This window comes from Actinokineospora sp. NBRC 105648 (genome assembly GCF_030269645.1).
Lineage (GTDB): Bacteria > Actinomycetota > Actinomycetes > Mycobacteriales > Pseudonocardiaceae > Actinokineospora.
The window spans coordinates 1-16,140 of record NZ_BSTR01000071.1; the positions used below are offsets into that span (position 1 = coordinate 1).

Consider the following 16,140-nt stretch of genomic DNA (forward strand, 5'->3'; position numbering starts at 1 on the left):
GGCTGGGCTGGGCTGGGCTGGGCTGGGCTGGGCTGGGCTGGGCTGGGCTGGGCTGGGCTGGGCTGGGCTGGGCTGGGCTGGGCTGGGCTGGGCTGGGCTGGGCTGGGCTGGGCTGGGCTGGGCTGGGGGAGACCGCGCGCAGGGGGGGGAGTCGGGCGCAAGACCAGCCCTTGTGTTGGGAGTTGCGGTTGGGTGGGGCCTGGAGTCGGTTGGGTCGGAGGGTTGGCGGCCTTGAGGCATGTCGGCTCGGCGGGATTCCTTCTTGCATCAAGGTGAGTGACTTACTTTTTGGGTCAGTTGAAGTTGGCGAGCGTCAGGTGATCCACTGCAAAATTCAGCCCCGCACAAAGGTGAGCTACTTACCTTTGTGCGGGGCTGGAAGTATGCAGTGGGGCCTAGAAGGAGCGAGCTGGCCGGGGTTAGCGGCGGCGGGCTGTGGCGTGGGGTTTCTTGACCGGGGCGCCCGGAGCGCCCGGGGGCTTGGTGAGGCGCTGGGTGCGTTCGCCGCCCTGGTCGGGGGACTCGGCGGCTCGGGCGGGTTCGGCTGGGCGGTCCGGCTGGGTGGCGGGCACTCGTTCGGCCTCCACCTCGGCGGGCTCCCAGTGTTCCTTGGGCGGTCCGGGGACCGGCGCCATCATCCGGGTGGGGGACTCGTCGGCGGGGGAGCCGTCGATGGTCTTCGGGGTGGTGCGCTCCTCGGGGAGCGGGTCGAGGATCGGCGCGGCGTCGGCCAGCTGCACGTGGGCGTCGGCGATGAGGTCGCGGGCGGACACCAGCTGGTCGGCCACCCGGGAGCGCAGCTGGCGCAGGGCGGCGACCCGCTGCGCGGCGTGGCTGATCCGGCGGTTCGCTTCCTCCGTGGCCTCGCGCACCCGGCGGTGGGCCTCGGTGGTGGCTTCCTGCAGCCGCGCGGTCGACTCGGTGATGGCGTCGTGGCGGCGGCGGTTGGCCTCTTCGGTGGCCTCGCGGACCCGGCGTTCGGCCTCGGACTTGCTGGTGGCCTCTTGCTCGGCCAGCGCGCGCATCGCCTCGGTGCGGCGGGCGGCCATGGCGATCTCGAAGTCGTCCTCGACGGTGCTGCGCCGCTGCTCGGACTCGGCGGTGAGCCGGGTCGCCTCGGCGCGGGCGGTGCCGACGGTCTGGTCGGCCTCGGCGCGGGCCTTGTCCAGCACGCCGCGGTGTTCGGCCTCCATCTCGGCGCGTCGGGCGTCGAGCTCGCCGATCAGGTTCTTGTACCGCTGCTGCAGCGCGACGGCGTCGCCCTCGGCCTTGGCGCGGATGTGGCCCGCCTCGGCCTCGGCGCGGGCCTTGGTCTCGTCGGCCTCCTCGGTGGCCAGCCGCAGCATCCGCTGCAGCCGCTCGCTGAGGCCCTCGAGGGTGGTCGGCGGGAGGGAGAGCCGGTCGATCTGGCCGCGCAGGTCGCTGATCTCGCCGCGGCTGCGCTCGAGCTGGTTGGCGAGGTCGGCCGCCTGCGACACCGCCGCGTTGCGGTCGGCGTGCAGCAGTTGCAGTTCGGCGTCGAGCCGTTCGAGGTGTTCCTCCACCTGCGCGCGGCTGTAGCCCCGCTTGGTGATGTCGAAACCGGCACCCAACGGCACGAGATCGCGTTCCTCGCCCAAGCCCATGGGCTCACGCTACCCGTAAGAGACAGGGCGCTCACGAGTAGTCGCGTGTTCCCTGGGATGAAACCCCACGGCGGCGGTGTGGTCGGAACACCGCCGCCGCGAAGTGGATCAGCGGTCCTGGAAGCGGTTGATCGCGTCGATGTGCTTGGCGCGCAACGCTTCGTCGCGCACACCGAGACCTTCCTCCGGTGCCAGGCACAGCACACCGACCTTGCCCTGGTGGGCGTTGCGGTGCACGTCCAGCGCCGCCTGCCCGGTGTCGGCCAACGCGTAGGTCCTCGACAGCGTCGGGTGCACCAGGCCCTTGGCGATGAGCCGGTTCGCCTCCCAGGACTCGCGGTAGTTCGCGAAGTGCGAGCCGATGATCCGCTTGAGGTTCATCCACAGGTAGCGGTTGTCGTACTGGTGCAGGAACCCGGAGGTGGACGCGCACGTGACGATGGTGCCGCCGCGCCGGGTGACGTAGACCGAGGCGCCGAAGGTCTCCCGGCCCGGGTGCTCGAAGACGATGTCGGGGTCCTCGCCGCCGGTCAGCTCGCGGATCTTCGCGCCGAAGCGCTGCCACTCGCGCGGGTCCTGGGTGTGCTCGTCCTTCCAGAACCGGTAGTCCTCGGCGCTGCGGTCGATGATCAGCTCGGCGCCCATCCGGCGCGCGAGCTCGGCCTTCTCCGGGCTGGACACCACGCACACCGGGATGGCGCCGCCGTTGAGGGCGAACTGCGTGGCGTAGGAGCCGAGGCCGCCGGAGGCGCCCCAGATGAGCACGACGTCGCCCTGCTTCATCCCCGCGCCGTTGCGCGAGACCAGCTGCCGGTAGGCGGTGGAGTTCACCAGTCCGGGGGACGCGGCTTCCTCCCAGGTGAGGTGCGCGGGCTTGGGCATCAGCTGGTTGGACTTGACCAGCGCCAGCTCGGCCAGGCCGCCGAAGTTGGTCTCGAAGCCCCAGATGCGCTGCTCGGAGTCCATCATCGTGTCGTTGTGGCCGTCCGGGCCCTCCAGTTCGACGCTGAGGCAGTGCGCCACGACCTCGTCGCCCGGCTTCCAGTTGTGCACCCCGGGGCCGGTGCGCAGCACGACGCCGGACAGGTCGGAGCCGACCACGTGGTAGGGCAGGTCGTGCCGCTTGGACAGCGGCGACATGCGGCCGTAGCGCTCGAGGAACTTGAAGGTGGAGACCGGTTCGAAGATCGAGGTCCAGACGGTGTTGTAGTTGATCGCGCTCGCCATCACCGCGACCAGCGCCTCGCCCGGGCCCAGCTCGGGGGTGGGCACGTCGTCGAGGTGCAGCGACCGGCGCGGGTCCTTCTCGCGGGTTTCGAGGCCGTCGAACATCCCGACCTCGTCGGCGTGCACGGTGATCCCGCGGTAGTGCTCGGGTACCGGCAACGAGCCGATCGCCTCGAACTCACCGGCCTGGATGGCGTCGAGGATCTTCTGCACGCGGACCTCCTGGCTGACTCGGGCTACCTCGTCCGGGCGGGGACACCCAGGTGGAGCGAGGTTACTTACGAGTAGCGATTCAGGGCCAGCGATGTGACAGATGGCACCCGGAGTGTGCCCCGATCGGGGGAGGGTCACTCCATAGTGGACACAAGCCGGGCGATCAGCCGGTCGACCCTGGCGCGGCTGAAGAACTCCGGCAGGGTGAGGTGCTCGATGATCAACCCGGTCGTGGTCGCGTAGAGCAGCTCGACGGACTCCTCGTCGCCGGGAAGCCCGGCGTCGAGGTGGAAGGCCACGTTCGCGCGGAGCGCGTCGACCATGGTGGCGGTGAAGGTGGCCGCGAGCGCGGGTTTGCGTGTCGATTCCAGGCGCAGCTCCAGCAGTGCGAGGTGCGCGGCCTGATCGGCGGTCGCCCGGTCGACGATGTCGCGCAGGAATTGCCCCAGCAGCGCGTGGTCGCGGCGATGTGACAGGGCACTGTGGACGGTCGCCGGATCGGGCGCGAGTCGGGTGAACACGTGCGCGCCGACGGCGACCAGCAGTTCGTCGCGTGTGCGGAAGTAGTTGGACGTGGTGCCTGCGGGGACCTGCGCGCGGGTGTCGACCGCGCGGAAGGTGAGCCCGCGCGCGCCCTCGTCGGCGAGCACGTCGACAGCCGCGTCGGTCAAGGCGGTTCGCCGCTCGGGGTTGGTTCGCACTTGCGCCTCCTCGAATCACTATGCCTATAGTACTACGGACGTAGTGATTTGGAGGATCCATGCGATTCAGCACGTTCGCCGCGGCGTTCTTGGTCGAGGACGTCGCCGCTTGCCGCGACTTCTTCGTCTCCCATCTCGGCTGCGCGGTCGCGGTCGACCTGGGGTGGTACGCGGACCTGACGCACCCGTCGGCCCCGTCGTTCCGGCTCGACTTCGTCACCCGCGGCCACCCGTCCATGCCGGTCGCAGGGCAGGTCGGCGGCGCGGTTCTGGCCTTCGTGGTCGAGGACGCGGCGGCGGTGGAAATCCGACTGCGGGACGCGGGCGTCGAGATCATCGCGCCCTGCCGCGACGAGCCCTGGGGTCAACGCCACTTCTTCGCCGCGTCCCCGGGTCCGGTGGTGGAGTTCGTCCAGCCGATCGAGCCCGACCCGGAATGGATCTCCGCGAACTCCCCGTGACGGACCGACCCGACTGCGTAGTCTCTGGCGGGCGGCGGGGGCCGCCGTGGACCTGAGGGGGACCTTTGCCGGACGAACGCGCCTTCGACGCTGACCTCGACCAGTTGACCCGAGCGGCCACCGTGCACCTGCCCGCGCTCGCGGACCTGATGTCCCGGCAGGTGGGTGCTCTGAGTGCTTTCGACGGGGTCGCCCCGTCGACGATGGCACCCAACGTCGAGAGCACGTTGTACGAGTTCAACGCCCTGCTGCGCGACCGCGCCACCACCGCGACCCAGGTGGTTGAAGAGACGGCGGCGGCATTGACCGACGTCGCCGCCCTGTACCGCCGCGCGGACGGAAGAGCCTGATGACCGACGGACCACAATGGCCCGACGACAACCTCATCGGCGACCTGATCAACCGGGTGGTCGCCGAGGTGGGTCGGCTGGCGGTGCACGGGACGTACGGGGACACCGGGGCGAAGATCCTGGAGACGCCGGGGCTGCTCAGCGGCGTCGAGAACCGGCTGTGGATGGAGACCAGCGACATCCTGACCCTGTCCCCACCCAAGATCTGGGACAACTTCGGGCACTTCGCCGAGGTCATGCGAGACGACTACCAGCGCGACGTCCTGGGTGCTTTCACCGCGGTCCGCGATTCCCTGGTCGACTGGAACGGGGTGGCCGCCGAGCAGTTCACCGCGCACCTGGGCATGATCGAGCACTTCGCGCGGGCCCAAAACGACCACCTCAACGAGCAGTTGATCGCGTTGGCCTCGGCGTATGTGCTGGCGGTGCAGGTGCGCGAGGACTTCAAGCGCTTGGTCGACAAGTGGGTCGAGGTGTCGAGGGAGTTCCGGGAGGCCGACGCCGAGCGGAGGGCGGGCGTGGAGCTGAAGATCGGTGCGGCGGTCGTCGCCGCGGTCGTGGGTGCCGCGACGGCCGGAGCCGGGGTCGCGGTGGGGTTGTTGGTCTTGTCCGGGGCGGCGACCGTGGGCGTCGAGGTGTACACCCCCAATCTCGGCGGCGAGACCCCGGACGACGTATGGAAGTCCTTCCAGGCCGCGCTGACTGAGCACCGGCAGAGGTACCTCGAGGCGGTGGACCGGATCCAGCTGAGGCTGGTCGGGTACCGCGACGGGGTTTCGGCGCCAACCCAGTTGTTCTCCCCGCTGCCCTCCTCGGTGGATGTGGACAGCCCGGACTTCCGCTACGAGAACTTTTCGCACCGTGGTGAGGCCCCACCCGGCTTCGGCTCGCAGGTCGACCGGCGTCGCGGAGAGTACGTCGCCGAGAAGCAGGCCCCACCCGGGCTGATCTCACGAGCTCTGGATGGTGATCCTGGTGCGAACTGAGGCGCGTCGGTTGGTGGCGGCGGTGGTGTTGTGCGCGGTGGTAGGTGGCTGCGGAGCGGAACCGGAGCCACCCAGACCCGTTCAGCCTTCCTCCACGGCACCCGTGGTGCCCGTCGTGGACCGGCCTGTCCGGCTCGGGGATGTCTCAAAGGGCGCCTGTGCCGTGGTGCCCGCGCACGCTGTGCAGGCGGTGGGGTTCGAGGAACCGGGCTTGGGTGACGGGCCGCGCTGCGGTTGGCGGCGCACCAGTTTCGACGCCAAGACGCTGGAGATCGTGCTGTACCCGGATCGGGACATCCTGCGCGAGGTGTACGCGAGCGGGAAGCAGGTCGGACCCGAGTTCATCCCGATGATGAAGGCCGATCTCCCGGCTGTCGTGGAGGCGCCGGACGGCGTCCACTGCACGTTGACCATAGGTCTCTCCGACCGGCAGGGCATCCAGTTGACCACGACGAAGCTGTCCAGGGACGGCGACAACTGCTCGACGGTCCTCGAGGTCGCGGAGGCGTTGGTGGTCACGTTGCGTGGTCGGTGAGATTCGGACGTGTGGTCACGCCCGTTCGGTGGAAGGTTCACCGCGACTGATGTGCGGCGATGGGGCCGTACCCGGGCGTAAAGGACATTCCGCGCGTGAGCACCGCAACCGAGGTTGAGCGGCCGAAGGGGTTCTTCGGGCATCCACGGGGGTTGGCCAACCTCTTCGGTACCGAGATGTGGGAGCGCTTCTCCTTCTACGGGATGCAGGCGATCCTCCTCTACTACCTGTACTTCACCGTCGAAGAGGGCGGTCTCGGCATCGCCAAGGCGACCGCGGCGGGGATCGTCGGGGCGTACGGGGGCTCGGTCTACCTGGCGACCATCGCCGGGTCCTGGGTGGCCGACCGCCTCTTCGGGCCGGAGCGGACGCTCTTCTACAGCGGCTCCCTGATCCTCGTCGGCCACGTCCTGCTCGCCGTGATCCCCGGCGTGACCGGTGTGGCCGCCGGTCTGATCTGCGTGGCGTTGGGCTCCGGTGGCCTCAAGGCGACCGCGACCGCGCTCGTCGGTGCCCTCTACGAGGACGGGGACGAGCGCCGCGACGCCGGGTTCTCGATCTTCTACATGGGGATCAACCTCGGCGCGCTCGTCGGTCCGCTGCTGACCGGTCTGCTGCAGACCCGCCTCGGGTTCCACTGGGGCTTCGGGTTGGCCGCGGTCGGCATGGCGGTGGGGCTGCTGCAGTACACCCTCGGGCGCAAGAACCTGCCGGAGTCCGGGCGCGTGGTGCCCAACCCGCTCGACGGTCCGGCTCGGCTGCGGGCGTTCGGGGTGATCGCGCTCGGTGTGGTGGCGGTCGTGCTTCTCGTGCTCTTCGGCGTGGTCGACGCCGACAACCTCGCCACCGTGGTCACGTGGGTGATCGCGACCGCCGCCGTGGTGCTGTTCGCCGTGCTGCTGCTCAGCAAGCAGGTGGACCGGACCGAGCGGCAGCGGGTGGTGGCCTTCATCCCGATGTTCCTGGTGAGCTTCGGGTTCTGGTCGCTGTTCCAGCAGCAGTTCACCGTGCTGGCGATCTACGCCGAGGAGCGGGTCGACCTGGACCTGTTCGGCTTCCAGATCCCGCCGTCCTGGTTCAACTCCGTGGAGCCGCTGTTCGTGGTGCTGCTGGCGCCGGTGTTCGCCGCGCTCTGGGTGCGGCTGGGGTCGCGGCAGCCCTCGACGCCGGTGAAGTTCGCGATCGGGGTCGCGAGCATGGGCGTGGCGTTCCTGGTGATGGCCCTGCTCGGGTTCACCAAGGGGGACAAGGTGATCGCCCCGCTGCTGCTGGTCCTGGTGCTGGTCATCTTCGTGCTCGGCGAGCTGTGCCTGTCGCCGGTCGGGCTGTCGTTGTCGACCAAGCTCGCGCCGAAGGCCTACACCGCGCAGATGGTGGCGCTGTTCTACCTGTCGCTGGCGCTGGGCAGCTCGGTCGCGGGCGGGCTGGCGAAGTTCTACACCAAGGACGGCGAGCCCGCGTACTTCGGCATCCTCGGCGGCGCGGCGATCGGGCTGGGTGTGGTGATGGCGGCCCTGACCCCGTTGGTGCGCAAGCTGATGAACGGTGTCCGTTAGTCCGATAGCCGGGTAGCGCGGAAGCGCTACCCGGCTGCCAGATCAGTGCGTTGCCGCGGGCTCGACCAGTTCCACCAGGACGCCACCGGCGTCCTTCGGGTGCACGAAGTTGACCCGGCTGTCACTGGTGCCGCGCTTGGGCTTGTCGTAGAGCAGGCGCAGGCCCGCGGCGCGCAGCGCGTCCGAGGTGGCCTCCACGTCGACCACGCGGTAGGCGAGCTGCTGCAGCCCGGGGCCGTTGCGGCCGATGAACTTCGCGATCGTGGACTTCTCGTCCAGCGGCGCGAGCAGCTGCACGGCGGTGCCGGTGCCGTCGTCGCCCGGCGCGCGGAGCATCGCCTCGCGGACGCCCTGCTCCTCGTTCACCTCTTCGTGCACCGACTCCAGCCCGAAGTGGTCGCGGTAGAACGCGATCGCCACCTCGAGGTCGGGCACCGCGACGCCGACGTGATCGATCGCCACCACATGGGTCCGCAGGACATCGCTCATACGCAGACGATACGCCCGACCTACCAGCCGGTAGCCCGCCGCTGTGCGGCTACTCACACACCACCCGGGCGAAGTGGTCGATCCCGAGTATGGTCCAGGTTAACGCCTGTTCGCATCGCTTAGGAGACCGCTGTGTCCGGATCCGTCATCGTCGCGGGGGCCCGCACCCCGATCGGTCGTCTGCTCGGTTCGCTCAAAGACCTCACCGGTGCGCAGCTCGGTGGCATCGCCATCAAGGCGGCGCTGGAGCGCGCGGGCGTCGCACCGGACCAGGTGCAGTACACGATCATGGGCCAGGTGCTCACCGCGGGCGCGGGCCAGATCCCGGCCCGGCAGGCCGCGGTCGCCGCGGGCATCCCGATGTCGGTCCCGGCGCTGACCATCAACAAGGTCTGCCTCTCCGGCCTCGACGCGATCGCCCTGGCCGACCAGCTGATCCGCGCGGGCGAGTTCGACATCGTGGTCGCCGGTGGCCAGGAGTCGATGACCCAGGCCCCGCACCTGCTGCCCAAGTCGCGCTCCGGCTACAAGTTCGGCGACGTCACGCTGCAGGACCACATGTCCACCGACGGCCTGTTCTGCGCCTTCGACCAGGTCGCGATGGGCGCCTCGACGGAGAAGTTCAACTCCCGCTACGAGCTCACCCGCGAGGCGCAGGACGCCTTCTCCGCCGCCTCGCACCAGAAGGCCGCCGCCGCGATCGCCGAGAACCGCTTCGCCGACGAGATCGCCCCGGTCACCATCCCGCAGCGCAAGGGCGACCCGCTGGTCTTCGACACCGACGAGGGCGTGCGCGCCGACACCACCCCCGAGGGCCTGGCCAAGCTGCGCCCGGCCTTCGCCAGCGACGGCACCATCACCGCGGGCTCGGCCTCGCAGATCTCCGACGGCGCCGCCGCGGTCGTGGTCATGTCCAAGGCGAAGGCCGAGAAGCTGGGCCTGTCCTGGATCGCCGAGATCGGCGCGCACGGCGTCGTGGCCGGTCCGGACGCGAGCCTGCACGAGCAGCCGTCGAACGCGATCAAGGCCGCGCTGGCCAAGCAGGGCATCACCGCGGCCGACCTCGACCTGGTCGAGATCAACGAGGCGTTCGCCGCCGTCGGCCTGGTCTCCACCAGGGAGCTCGGCGTCAGCGAGGACATCGTCAACGTCAACGGCGGCGCGATCGCGCTCGGCCACCCGATCGGCGCGTCCGGCGCGCGGCTCGTCGTGCACCTGGCCTACGAGCTCAAGCGCCGCGGTGGCGGCGTGGGCGCGGCGGGCCTGTGCGGTGGCGGCGGCCAGGGCGACGCGCTGATCATCAGCGTGCCCAAGGCCTGAGCTTGGCCCGCGAGGTCGCGGTCGCCGATCTCGTCGACCGCGCGCGGGACCGCCAGCCGCGCGCGGTCGCCCGGCTGATCTCGCTGGTGGAGGACGCCAGTCCGCGGCTGCGCGAGGTGGCCGCGGCGCTGGCGCCGTTCACCGGTCGGGCCCAGGTCATCGGGCTCACCGGCGCCCCCGGGGTGGGCAAGTCGACCACCACCTCGGCGCTGGTGTCGGCCTACCGCGCGCAGGGCAAGCGGGTCGGCGTGCTCGCGGTCGACCCGTCCTCGCCGTTCTCCGGCGGCGCGCTGCTCGGTGACCGCGTCCGGATGCAGGAGCACGCCACCGACCCCGGGGTGTTCATCCGCTCGATGGCCACCCGCGGCCACCTCGGCGGGATGGCCTGGGCGACCCCGCAGGCGCTGCGCGTGCTCGACGCTGCCGGGTTCGACGTGGTGCTGGTCGAGACGGTCGGAGTCGGACAGTCCGAAGTGGACGTCGTGGCGCTGGCCGACAGCACGCTGGTGCTGCTGGCCCCGGGCATGGGCGACGGCATCCAGGCGGCCAAGGCGGGCATCCTGGAGATCGCCGACGTGTTCCTGGTCAACAAGGCCGACCGCGACGGGGCCGACACCACGGTGCGCGAGCTGAAGTACATGATCTCGCTGGGCCGCCGGGAGATCCGCGGCCCGCGGTGGCGCCAGCCGATCGTCAAGACTGTCGCCGCGCGCGAAGAGGGCATAATCGACGTCGTCGACGCGATCTCCGCGCACCGCGACTGGCTGGTCGAACACGGCGAGCTGGAACACCGGCGGGCACTGCGGGCGCGCACGGAGATCGAGGCGATCGCGGTCGAGGCGGTGCGCGCGCGGCTGGGGCACCTGCACGGCGGCGACACCCTCGACCGGCTCGCCAAGGCCGTGATGGCGGGCGAGCTCGACCCGTACACCGCCGCCGACACCCTGATCGCGGGCGTCGGCCGGGACTGACCCCTACCCGCGCGGATTCGTTGCCGCGCGGGGCTCATGGCGTACTAGGTTCGCGGCATGACAGAGACGGGGGCGGGCGACGCGATCGTCGTCGGCGACATCCGCAAGTCCTATGGGGACCTGCACGCTGTGGACGGTGTTTCCTTCGCCGTGGGCCACGGCGAGTTCTTCGGCATCCTCGGGCCCAACGGCGCCGGGAAGACCACCACCCTGGAGATCATCGAGGGACTGCGCGAACCGGACTCCGGTTCGGTGCGGCTGCTGGGCCACAACCCGTTCCCGCGCGACACCGCGCTGCTGCCGCGGATCGGCGTGCAGCTGCAGGCGTCGGCGTTCTTCGACAAGCTGACCGCGCGCGAGCAGCTGGAGACCTTCGCCGCGCTCTACGGCGTCGGCGCCGAGCGGGCGCGGGAGACGCTGGAGCTGGTCGGGCTGGCCGACAAGGCCGACACCCGCGAGGACAAGCTCTCCGGCGGCCAGCGCCAGCGGCTCTCCATCGCGTGCGCGCTGGTGCACGACCCGGACATCGTCTTCCTCGACGAGCCCACCGCGGCCCTGGACCCGCAGGCCCGGCGCAACCTCTGGGACGTGCTGCGCGCCATCCGGGCCCGCGGCAAGACCATCGTCTACACCACGCACTACCTCGACGAGGCCGAGATCCTCTGCGACCGGGTGGCGATCATGGACCAGGGCCGGATCCTGGCCATGGACACCCCCGCCGCGCTGGTGCGCGGCCTCGACGCGCCGACCCGGATCATCCTCGAGCGCGGGTCGCTGCCCGCCGAGGCGGCCGCGGCGCTGCCCGGGGCCGACGAGGTTACCGAGGACGAGCAGTCGCTCACCATCAGCAGCCGCACGCCCGCGCCGCTGCTCGCCGCGCTGGCCGAGCGCGGCACCCTCGACGGTCTGCAGGTGCGGACCGCGACCCTGGAGGACGTCTTCCTCCAGCTGACCGGACGGGAGTACCGGGCGTGAAGGGTGCGTTCAAGAGCTTGTCCGCGGCCATGGTCAAGGGCTTCCTGCGGGACAAGGCCACGCTGTTCTTCTCCTTCGTCTTCCCGCTGATGTTCCTGGTCATCTTCGGCCTGCTGTTCCGCGACGCGGGCGCGGAGAAGATCAAGATCGGCGCGGTCGGCGACGGCCCGGTGATCGCCGCGCTGGAGCAGACCGGCGCGGTGGAGGTGCAGCGCTTCGGTTCCGTGGACGAGGGCGTGGCCAAGGTCCGCGACGGGGACCTGCCGGGGCTGGTGGAGGCGACCGGGGACAAGGTCCTCCTCCGCTTCGCGGCCAGCGACCAGGCCCAGGCGGGCACCGTGCGCGGCTTGGTCGCCGGGGTCACCCAGCAGCTCAACGTCACCGCCAGCGGCCAACCGCCGAAGTACGAGTTCGACGCTGAGCAGGTGGAGGACGCCTCGCTCAAGCCGATCCAATTCCTGACCCCGGGGATCCTCAGTTGGGGAATCGCCATCACGGCCGTGTTCGGCGCCTCGCTGACATTGGTGAACTGGCGGCGCAAGCAGGTCTTGCGCAGGCTGCGACTGGCGCCCGTGAGTCCGACCACAATTCTCACCTCCCGCATTCTGGTCACCATCGGCGTCGCGCTGACCCAGGCGCTGATCTTCGTCGGGGTGGCGTTGTTGCCGGTGTTCGGTCTCACACTCTCGGGCACCTGGTGGCTGGCGATCCCGGTTTTCCTGTGCGGGGTCCTCGCCTTCTTCACCATCGGCATGCTGGTCGGCGCGCTGTGCAAGACCGAGGAAGCCGCCACCGGCGCGGCCAACATCGTGGTGCTGCCCATGAGTTTCCTGTCCGGCACGTTCTTCCCGATCGACCTGGCGCCGCCCTGGTTGCAGGCGGCGTCGAAGGCGTTGCCGCTGCGGCACATGAACGACGGCATCACCGACTTCCTGGTGCGCGGCAAGGGCCCCGAGGCGCTGCTGGTGCCGTGCGGTGTTCTCATCGCGTTCACACTGGTTGTGGGCTTCGTCGCAGCCAAGGTGTTCACCTGGGAGGACAACTAGCCCCGGGGGGCTGGTGAGCGCGCTCACGCCCCACACTGAACGCATGAACACGCCTGCCGCCCGTTTTCGCGTCGTCGCCCTCGCCGAGGCCGTGTCTTGGATCGGCCTGCTCGTGGGGATGTTCGTCAAGTACGCCACTGATCTCGGTGACTTCGGGGTGAAGGTCTTCGGGCCGATCCACGGGGCGGTCTTCGTGGCCTATCTCGTGGTGACCTGGTTCACTTCTCGGCAGCTGGGATGGAATCGGTGGACGACTGTGTGGGCGTTCGCGTGCAGCGTGCCGCCGTTGGCGACGCTGGTTTACGAGCGGTGGGCGCTGCGGACTGGGAAGTTGGATCCGGTGGGGTCGTCGCGGGCGTTTGCTGGGGTTTTGCTCAGCGCTGAGGCGTGAGTTTGTTGCTGCTCGCCTTCGCCCTTCGGTGAATGACGGGCTGCTTCCCGTGGAATAGTGCTGCTTCCCTACGCTCAATTGTGACTACGGGCTGAATGTGCTTGTCAAGGCGGGAAAGATGCCTTGACAAGCACATTCAGCCCGTGTTTTTGGCTGCGTATGGGATGCAGGGCGGGGTGTGGTCGCGGGGGTGGCCGGCGTTGCCGGGCTGCGGTGGAGCGGGTGGGGAGCCTGTCCGCGAGCCTGTGGAGGGGGTGTGGTGGGGCGCCGCTGGTGTGGTGGGGCCGCTGGTGTGGTGGGTCAGCCTGGTGCGGTGAGGCGGCCTGGTGCGTCGGGGCTGCGGTGTGGTGGCGGCAGGGCCGGCTGGTGTTGCCGGGTGGGACTGGGACTACGGCTCGGGCTGGGGTGGGCTGGTGGTGGTCTTGCCGTCGTCCTGGAAGTCGCCGACTGCTTTGCGGACCTTGGACAGCAGGTCGGTCAGCTGTGCTGTCTGGCGTTCGGTGAGGCCCTGCAGGCCGAAGTCCACCGCGGTGACCGCTGCCGTGGCTGCCGCGCGGCGTTCGTGGCCGGATTCGGTGATCTCGGCCAGGGTAGTGCGGCGGTCGGTGGGGTGTGGTGTGCGTTTGACCAGACCGTCCGCTTCCAGACGGTCGACGATGTTCGTCACGCTGGTGGGGTGCAGTTGGAGTCGCTCGCCCATGACCCGCATGGGGAGGCTGCCGCGTTTGGCGAAGGTCAGCAGGACCAGGGCCTCGTAGCGGGCGAAGGTCAGCCCGTGCGGTTTGAGGGCGGTGTCCACCGCCGATTGCAGGATCTGTTGGACGCGCATGACGCTGGTGACGGCGGCCATGGTCGAGGAGTCGCCGATGCGGTCCTCCCACAGCTCCGCCGCGCGGGCGATCGGGTCGAAGGGCAACGAGCGCGGCCTCATGACCAGTGAAGCTACCAGTGGGTTGACCGGGGGAGCCGGTCAGTAGCCGCCCGCGGGCGGTTCGAACTCGGCGCGGACGCCGAGGAGGCGGACCGGTCTGGTGAGGTCGAAGCGCTCCAGGACGGTGAGGGCGGCGGTCTCGATGTCGGCGGGGTCGTGGGTGGGGGCCGGCAGGGTGGTGCTGCGGGTGCCGGTCCAGAACGGCGCGAACCTGGCCTTCACCGACACCCGGATCACCGCTCGGCCGTCGGCGGCGACGTCGTCGGCGACGCGCCGGGCCAGCTTGACCGTCTCCGCGCGGAGATCCTCCAGGTCGACGAGGTTCACCTGGAACGTGGTTTCCCGGCTGTGCGAGCGCGGGATGTACGGCGTGCCGCTCACCTTCGTCGAACCCGCGCCCAGTGCCAGCGTTCGGTACCACGGGCCCATGGTCGGGCCGAGTCGCGCGGCCAGGTCGTCCTCGTCGGCACGGGCCAGTTCGCCGACGGTGGTGAGGCCGAGTTCGGCGAGCTTGCGGGCGGTCTTGGTGCCGATGCCCCACAGCGCGTCGGTGGGCTGGTGGGCCATCATCTCGACCCAGTTGTCCTGGGTGAGGCGGAAGACGCCCGCCGGTTTGCCGAAGCCGGTGGCCAGCTTCGCGCGCAGCTTGTTGTCGCCGATGCCCACGGAGCAGTGCAGCCGGGTGCGCTCGAGGACCGCCGCCATGATCTCCCGGGCGAGGGCCTCGGCGTCCTCGGTCTCGACGCCGACGAAGGCCTCGTCCCAGCCCAGGACCTCGACCACGCCGAAGTCCCGGAGCACCGCCATCACCTCGGCGGAGGCGAGGTTGTAGGCGTCGGGGTCCGAGGGCAGGAAGATCGCGTCCGGGCAGCGCTTGAGGGCCAGCCGCAGGGGGATGCCGGAGTGGACGCCGAACTCGCGGGCCTCGTAGGAGGCGGTGGCCACGACCTCGCGGCGGGAGGGGTCGCCGGTGCCGCCGACGACCACGGGGAGGCCGCGCAGTTCCGGCCGCCGCAGCACCTCCACGGCGGCGATGAACTGGTCGAGGTCCACGTGCAGGACCCAGGACCGCCCGGCCACCTCGATAGTGTGCGCCCATCGGCCGATCCCGACAGGAGTCACGCATGCTCATCGCGTTCAGTGTCAGCCCGCTCGGCGGGGAGTCGGAGAACGTCGGCGCGGCGGTCGCCGAGGCGGTGCGCGTCGTGCGCGAGTCCGGGCTGCCGCACCAGCTCACCGCGATGTACACGATCGTGGAGGGTGAGTGGGACGAGGTGCTGGCCGTGGTGAAACGCGCCACCGAGGTGTTGCTCGCCGACTACCCGCGGGTCAGCCTGGTGCTCAAGGCCGACATCCGACCCGGGCACACCGGCCAGCTCACCGCCAAGGTGGAGCGGGTCGAGCAGTACCTGGCCAACTGATACTCGGGCGTCCTACTATCGGGCGACCAACTAGCAGGGGAGTACCGAGGTGGACCCTCGCTCGCTGTGGCAGTGCTTCGAGCCGTACCACGCCGTCACCTACTTCACGCCCGAGTCGATCGCCGAGACCGACGCGCTGGGCTGCAAGGGCCGGTGGATGGGCTACTTCGGCCTGCGCGCCGCGCCGCTCGGTGCCGCGCCCGCGTGGCTGGTGACCAGCGTGTTCTACAACTTCCACCGCTCCAGGGTGGAGCGGGCGCTGCCCGAGGCGTGGTCGGTGGCCACCCCCGAGGAGTTCCTCGCCGCCCGGCTGCGCGGGGTCGACGGGGCGCTGCGCCGGATGCTCGGCACCGAGACCGTCGAGGGCCCGGACGTCGCGGAGGCGGCCGAGCTGGCGCGCTCCCTGGTCCCGTGGATCCCGACCGCGGGCCGTCCGCTGGGCGCGGCCAACGCCGCGCTCGAACTGCCCGAGCAGCCGCACCTGGCGCTGTGGCAGGTGGCCACCACCCTGCGCGAGTCGCGCGGCGACGGTCACGTGGCGGCCCTGGTCACCGCGGGCCTGGACCCGGTCGAGGCCCTGGTCGCGATCGGCGCCGACCGCGACCTGTCCCCGGAGTACCTGCGCGCCGCCCGCCAGGTCCCCGAGGACGAGTGGGCCGCCGCCGAGACCCGGCTGGCCGAACGCGGCATCCTCGACGAGCCCGGCGTGCTCACCGCCGAGGGCGCCGAACTGCGCGAGTCGGTCGAGCAGCTCACCGACGAGGCCGCCCTGGCACCGTGGCTGGAACTGGGCGAGCGCGGCACGGCCCGGTTCGTCGAGCTGCTCGCCCCGCTGAGCCTGCGGATCACCAGGGCGAACGAGGTGATGTTCGTCAACCCGATGGCACTGGCGGCCGAGCGCGAACTGGTCCGGCTGGCGGGAGAACCGACCGGGTGACCGGT

18 protein-coding genes are annotated in these 16,140 nt (G+C 70.4%); 12 read left to right on the plus strand and 6 right to left on the minus strand.

Translation table 11 applies throughout. From position 1 onward, the window contains the following. Positions 1–419 precede the first annotated feature (419 nt). From QSK30_RS34380 to QSK30_RS34390, 3 genes are all read right to left on the minus strand, one after another. Positions 420–1,625, minus strand: a complete 1,206-nt coding sequence (locus QSK30_RS34380; RefSeq protein WP_285509491.1) for a coiled-coil domain-containing protein — start codon at positions 1,623–1,625, stop codon at positions 420–422. A gap of 108 nt (positions 1,626–1,733) precedes the next feature. After that, positions 1,734–3,065, minus strand: coding sequence for a crotonyl-CoA carboxylase/reductase (ccrA, locus tag QSK30_RS34385; RefSeq protein WP_285509493.1), 1,332 nt, complete (start codon positions 3,063–3,065; stop codon positions 1,734–1,736). A gap of 134 nt (positions 3,066–3,199) precedes the next feature. Beyond that, on the minus strand, positions 3,200–3,766 hold the full coding sequence (locus QSK30_RS34390) for a TetR/AcrR family transcriptional regulator (protein WP_285509495.1): 567 nt from the start codon (positions 3,764–3,766) through the stop codon (positions 3,200–3,202). A 59-nt stretch (positions 3,767–3,825) separates the two neighbouring features. Between QSK30_RS34390 and QSK30_RS34395 the strand changes: the two genes are divergently transcribed. From QSK30_RS34395 to QSK30_RS34415, 5 genes are all read left to right on the plus strand, one after another. After that, a complete protein-coding gene (locus QSK30_RS34395) occupies positions 3,826–4,227 on the plus strand; it encodes a VOC family protein (RefSeq protein WP_285509496.1) in 402 nt (133 codons plus the stop codon). 65 nt (positions 4,228–4,292) lie between these two features. Then, the gene (locus tag QSK30_RS34400) at positions 4,293–4,577 is read left to right on the plus strand and encodes a hypothetical protein (RefSeq protein ID WP_285509498.1); all 285 of its coding nucleotides are present in this window, start codon (positions 4,293–4,295) and stop codon (positions 4,575–4,577) included. Continuing rightward, positions 4,577–5,563, plus strand: coding sequence for a hypothetical protein (locus QSK30_RS34405; protein ID WP_285509499.1), 987 nt, complete (start codon positions 4,577–4,579; stop codon positions 5,561–5,563). The genes QSK30_RS34400 and QSK30_RS34405 overlap by 1 nt, the downstream gene beginning before the upstream one ends. Next, complete coding sequence (locus tag QSK30_RS34410; RefSeq protein WP_285509501.1) at positions 5,541–6,098, plus strand: DUF3558 family protein; 558 nt, start codon at positions 5,541–5,543, stop codon at positions 6,096–6,098. The genes QSK30_RS34405 and QSK30_RS34410 overlap by 23 nt, the downstream gene beginning before the upstream one ends. Before the next feature lie 95 nt (positions 6,099–6,193). Further along, positions 6,194–7,654, plus strand: a complete 1,461-nt coding sequence (locus QSK30_RS34415; RefSeq protein ID WP_285509503.1) for a peptide MFS transporter — start codon at positions 6,194–6,196, stop codon at positions 7,652–7,654. 42 nt (positions 7,655–7,696) lie between these two features. On the opposite strand, the gene mce is transcribed toward QSK30_RS34415, so the two are convergent. Beyond that, positions 7,697–8,143: a methylmalonyl-CoA epimerase gene (gene mce, locus QSK30_RS34420; RefSeq protein ID WP_285509505.1), complete on the minus strand. Its 447-nt coding sequence runs from the start codon at positions 8,141–8,143 to the stop codon at positions 7,697–7,699. A gap of 132 nt (positions 8,144–8,275) precedes the next feature. On the opposite strand from mce, the gene QSK30_RS34425 reads away from it, so the two are divergent. Genes QSK30_RS34425 through QSK30_RS34445 form a run of 5 tightly spaced genes read left to right on the plus strand, consistent with a single transcriptional unit; the run spans position 8,276 to position 12,846 of the window. Further along, the gene (locus QSK30_RS34425; protein WP_285509507.1) at positions 8,276–9,463 is read left to right on the plus strand and encodes an acetyl-CoA C-acetyltransferase; all 1,188 of its coding nucleotides are present in this window, start codon (positions 8,276–8,278) and stop codon (positions 9,461–9,463) included. Between the two features lie 2 nt (positions 9,464–9,465). Further along, positions 9,466–10,434 carry a methylmalonyl Co-A mutase-associated GTPase MeaB gene (gene meaB / locus QSK30_RS34430; RefSeq protein WP_285509510.1) on the plus strand — a complete coding sequence of 323 codons (969 nt, stop codon included), beginning with the start codon at positions 9,466–9,468 and terminating at the stop codon, positions 10,432–10,434. A 57-nt stretch (positions 10,435–10,491) separates the two neighbouring features. Further along, complete coding sequence (locus QSK30_RS34435; protein ID WP_285509512.1) at positions 10,492–11,409, plus strand: ABC transporter ATP-binding protein; 918 nt, start codon at positions 10,492–10,494, stop codon at positions 11,407–11,409. After that, complete coding sequence (locus tag QSK30_RS34440; protein ID WP_285509514.1) at positions 11,406–12,455, plus strand: ABC transporter permease; 1,050 nt, start codon at positions 11,406–11,408, stop codon at positions 12,453–12,455. The genes QSK30_RS34435 and QSK30_RS34440 overlap by 4 nt, the downstream gene beginning before the upstream one ends. 13 nt (positions 12,456–12,468) lie before the next feature. Beyond that, the gene (locus tag QSK30_RS34445) at positions 12,469–12,846 is read left to right on the plus strand and encodes a DUF3817 domain-containing protein (protein WP_352231674.1); all 378 of its coding nucleotides are present in this window, start codon (positions 12,469–12,471) and stop codon (positions 12,844–12,846) included. A 388-nt stretch (positions 12,847–13,234) separates the two neighbouring features. Here QSK30_RS34445 and QSK30_RS34450 read toward each other — a convergent pair whose 3' ends face one another. Further along, positions 13,235–13,777 (minus strand): MarR family winged helix-turn-helix transcriptional regulator, encoded by a 543-nt coding sequence (locus QSK30_RS34450; protein ID WP_285509516.1) that lies wholly within the window; start codon positions 13,775–13,777, stop codon positions 13,235–13,237. Positions 13,778–13,816: 39 nt separating this feature from the next. Further along, the gene (locus QSK30_RS34455) at positions 13,817–14,857 is read right to left on the minus strand and encodes a DNA polymerase IV (protein ID WP_285509518.1); all 1,041 of its coding nucleotides are present in this window, start codon (positions 14,855–14,857) and stop codon (positions 13,817–13,819) included. Positions 14,858–14,901: 44 nt separating this feature from the next. Here QSK30_RS34455 and QSK30_RS34460 point away from each other — a divergent pair, with 44 nt between their 5' ends. Beyond that, positions 14,902–15,198, plus strand: a complete 297-nt coding sequence (locus tag QSK30_RS34460; RefSeq protein ID WP_285509520.1) for an MTH1187 family thiamine-binding protein — start codon at positions 14,902–14,904, stop codon at positions 15,196–15,198. Positions 15,199–15,247: 49 nt separating this feature from the next. Then, complete coding sequence (locus tag QSK30_RS34465; protein ID WP_285509522.1) at positions 15,248–16,135, plus strand: SCO6745 family protein; 888 nt, start codon at positions 15,248–15,250, stop codon at positions 16,133–16,135. Positions 16,136–16,140: the final 5 nt, after the last annotated feature.

Coding starts and splice junctions, on each gene's coding strand:
- QSK30_RS34380 (WP_285509491.1), bottom strand. CDS start 1,625: ATGGGCTTGGGCGAGGAACGCGATCTCGTGCCGTTGGGTGCCGGTTTC.
- QSK30_RS34395 (WP_285509496.1), top strand. CDS start 3,826: ATGCGATTCAGCACGTTCGCCGCGGCGTTCTTGGTCGAGGACGTCGCC.
- QSK30_RS34405 (WP_285509499.1), top strand. CDS start 4,577: ATGACCGACGGACCACAATGGCCCGACGACAACCTCATCGGCGACCTG.
- QSK30_RS34410 (WP_285509501.1), top strand. CDS start 5,541: ATGGTGATCCTGGTGCGAACTGAGGCGCGTCGGTTGGTGGCGGCGGTG.
- mce (WP_285509505.1), bottom strand. CDS start 8,143: ATGAGCGATGTCCTGCGGACCCATGTGGTGGCGATCGATCACGTCGGC.
- QSK30_RS34435 (WP_285509512.1), top strand. CDS start 10,492: ATGACAGAGACGGGGGCGGGCGACGCGATCGTCGTCGGCGACATCCGC.
- QSK30_RS34450 (WP_285509516.1), bottom strand. CDS start 13,777: ATGAGGCCGCGCTCGTTGCCCTTCGACCCGATCGCCCGCGCGGCGGAG.
- QSK30_RS34460 (WP_285509520.1), top strand. CDS start 14,902: ATGCTCATCGCGTTCAGTGTCAGCCCGCTCGGCGGGGAGTCGGAGAAC.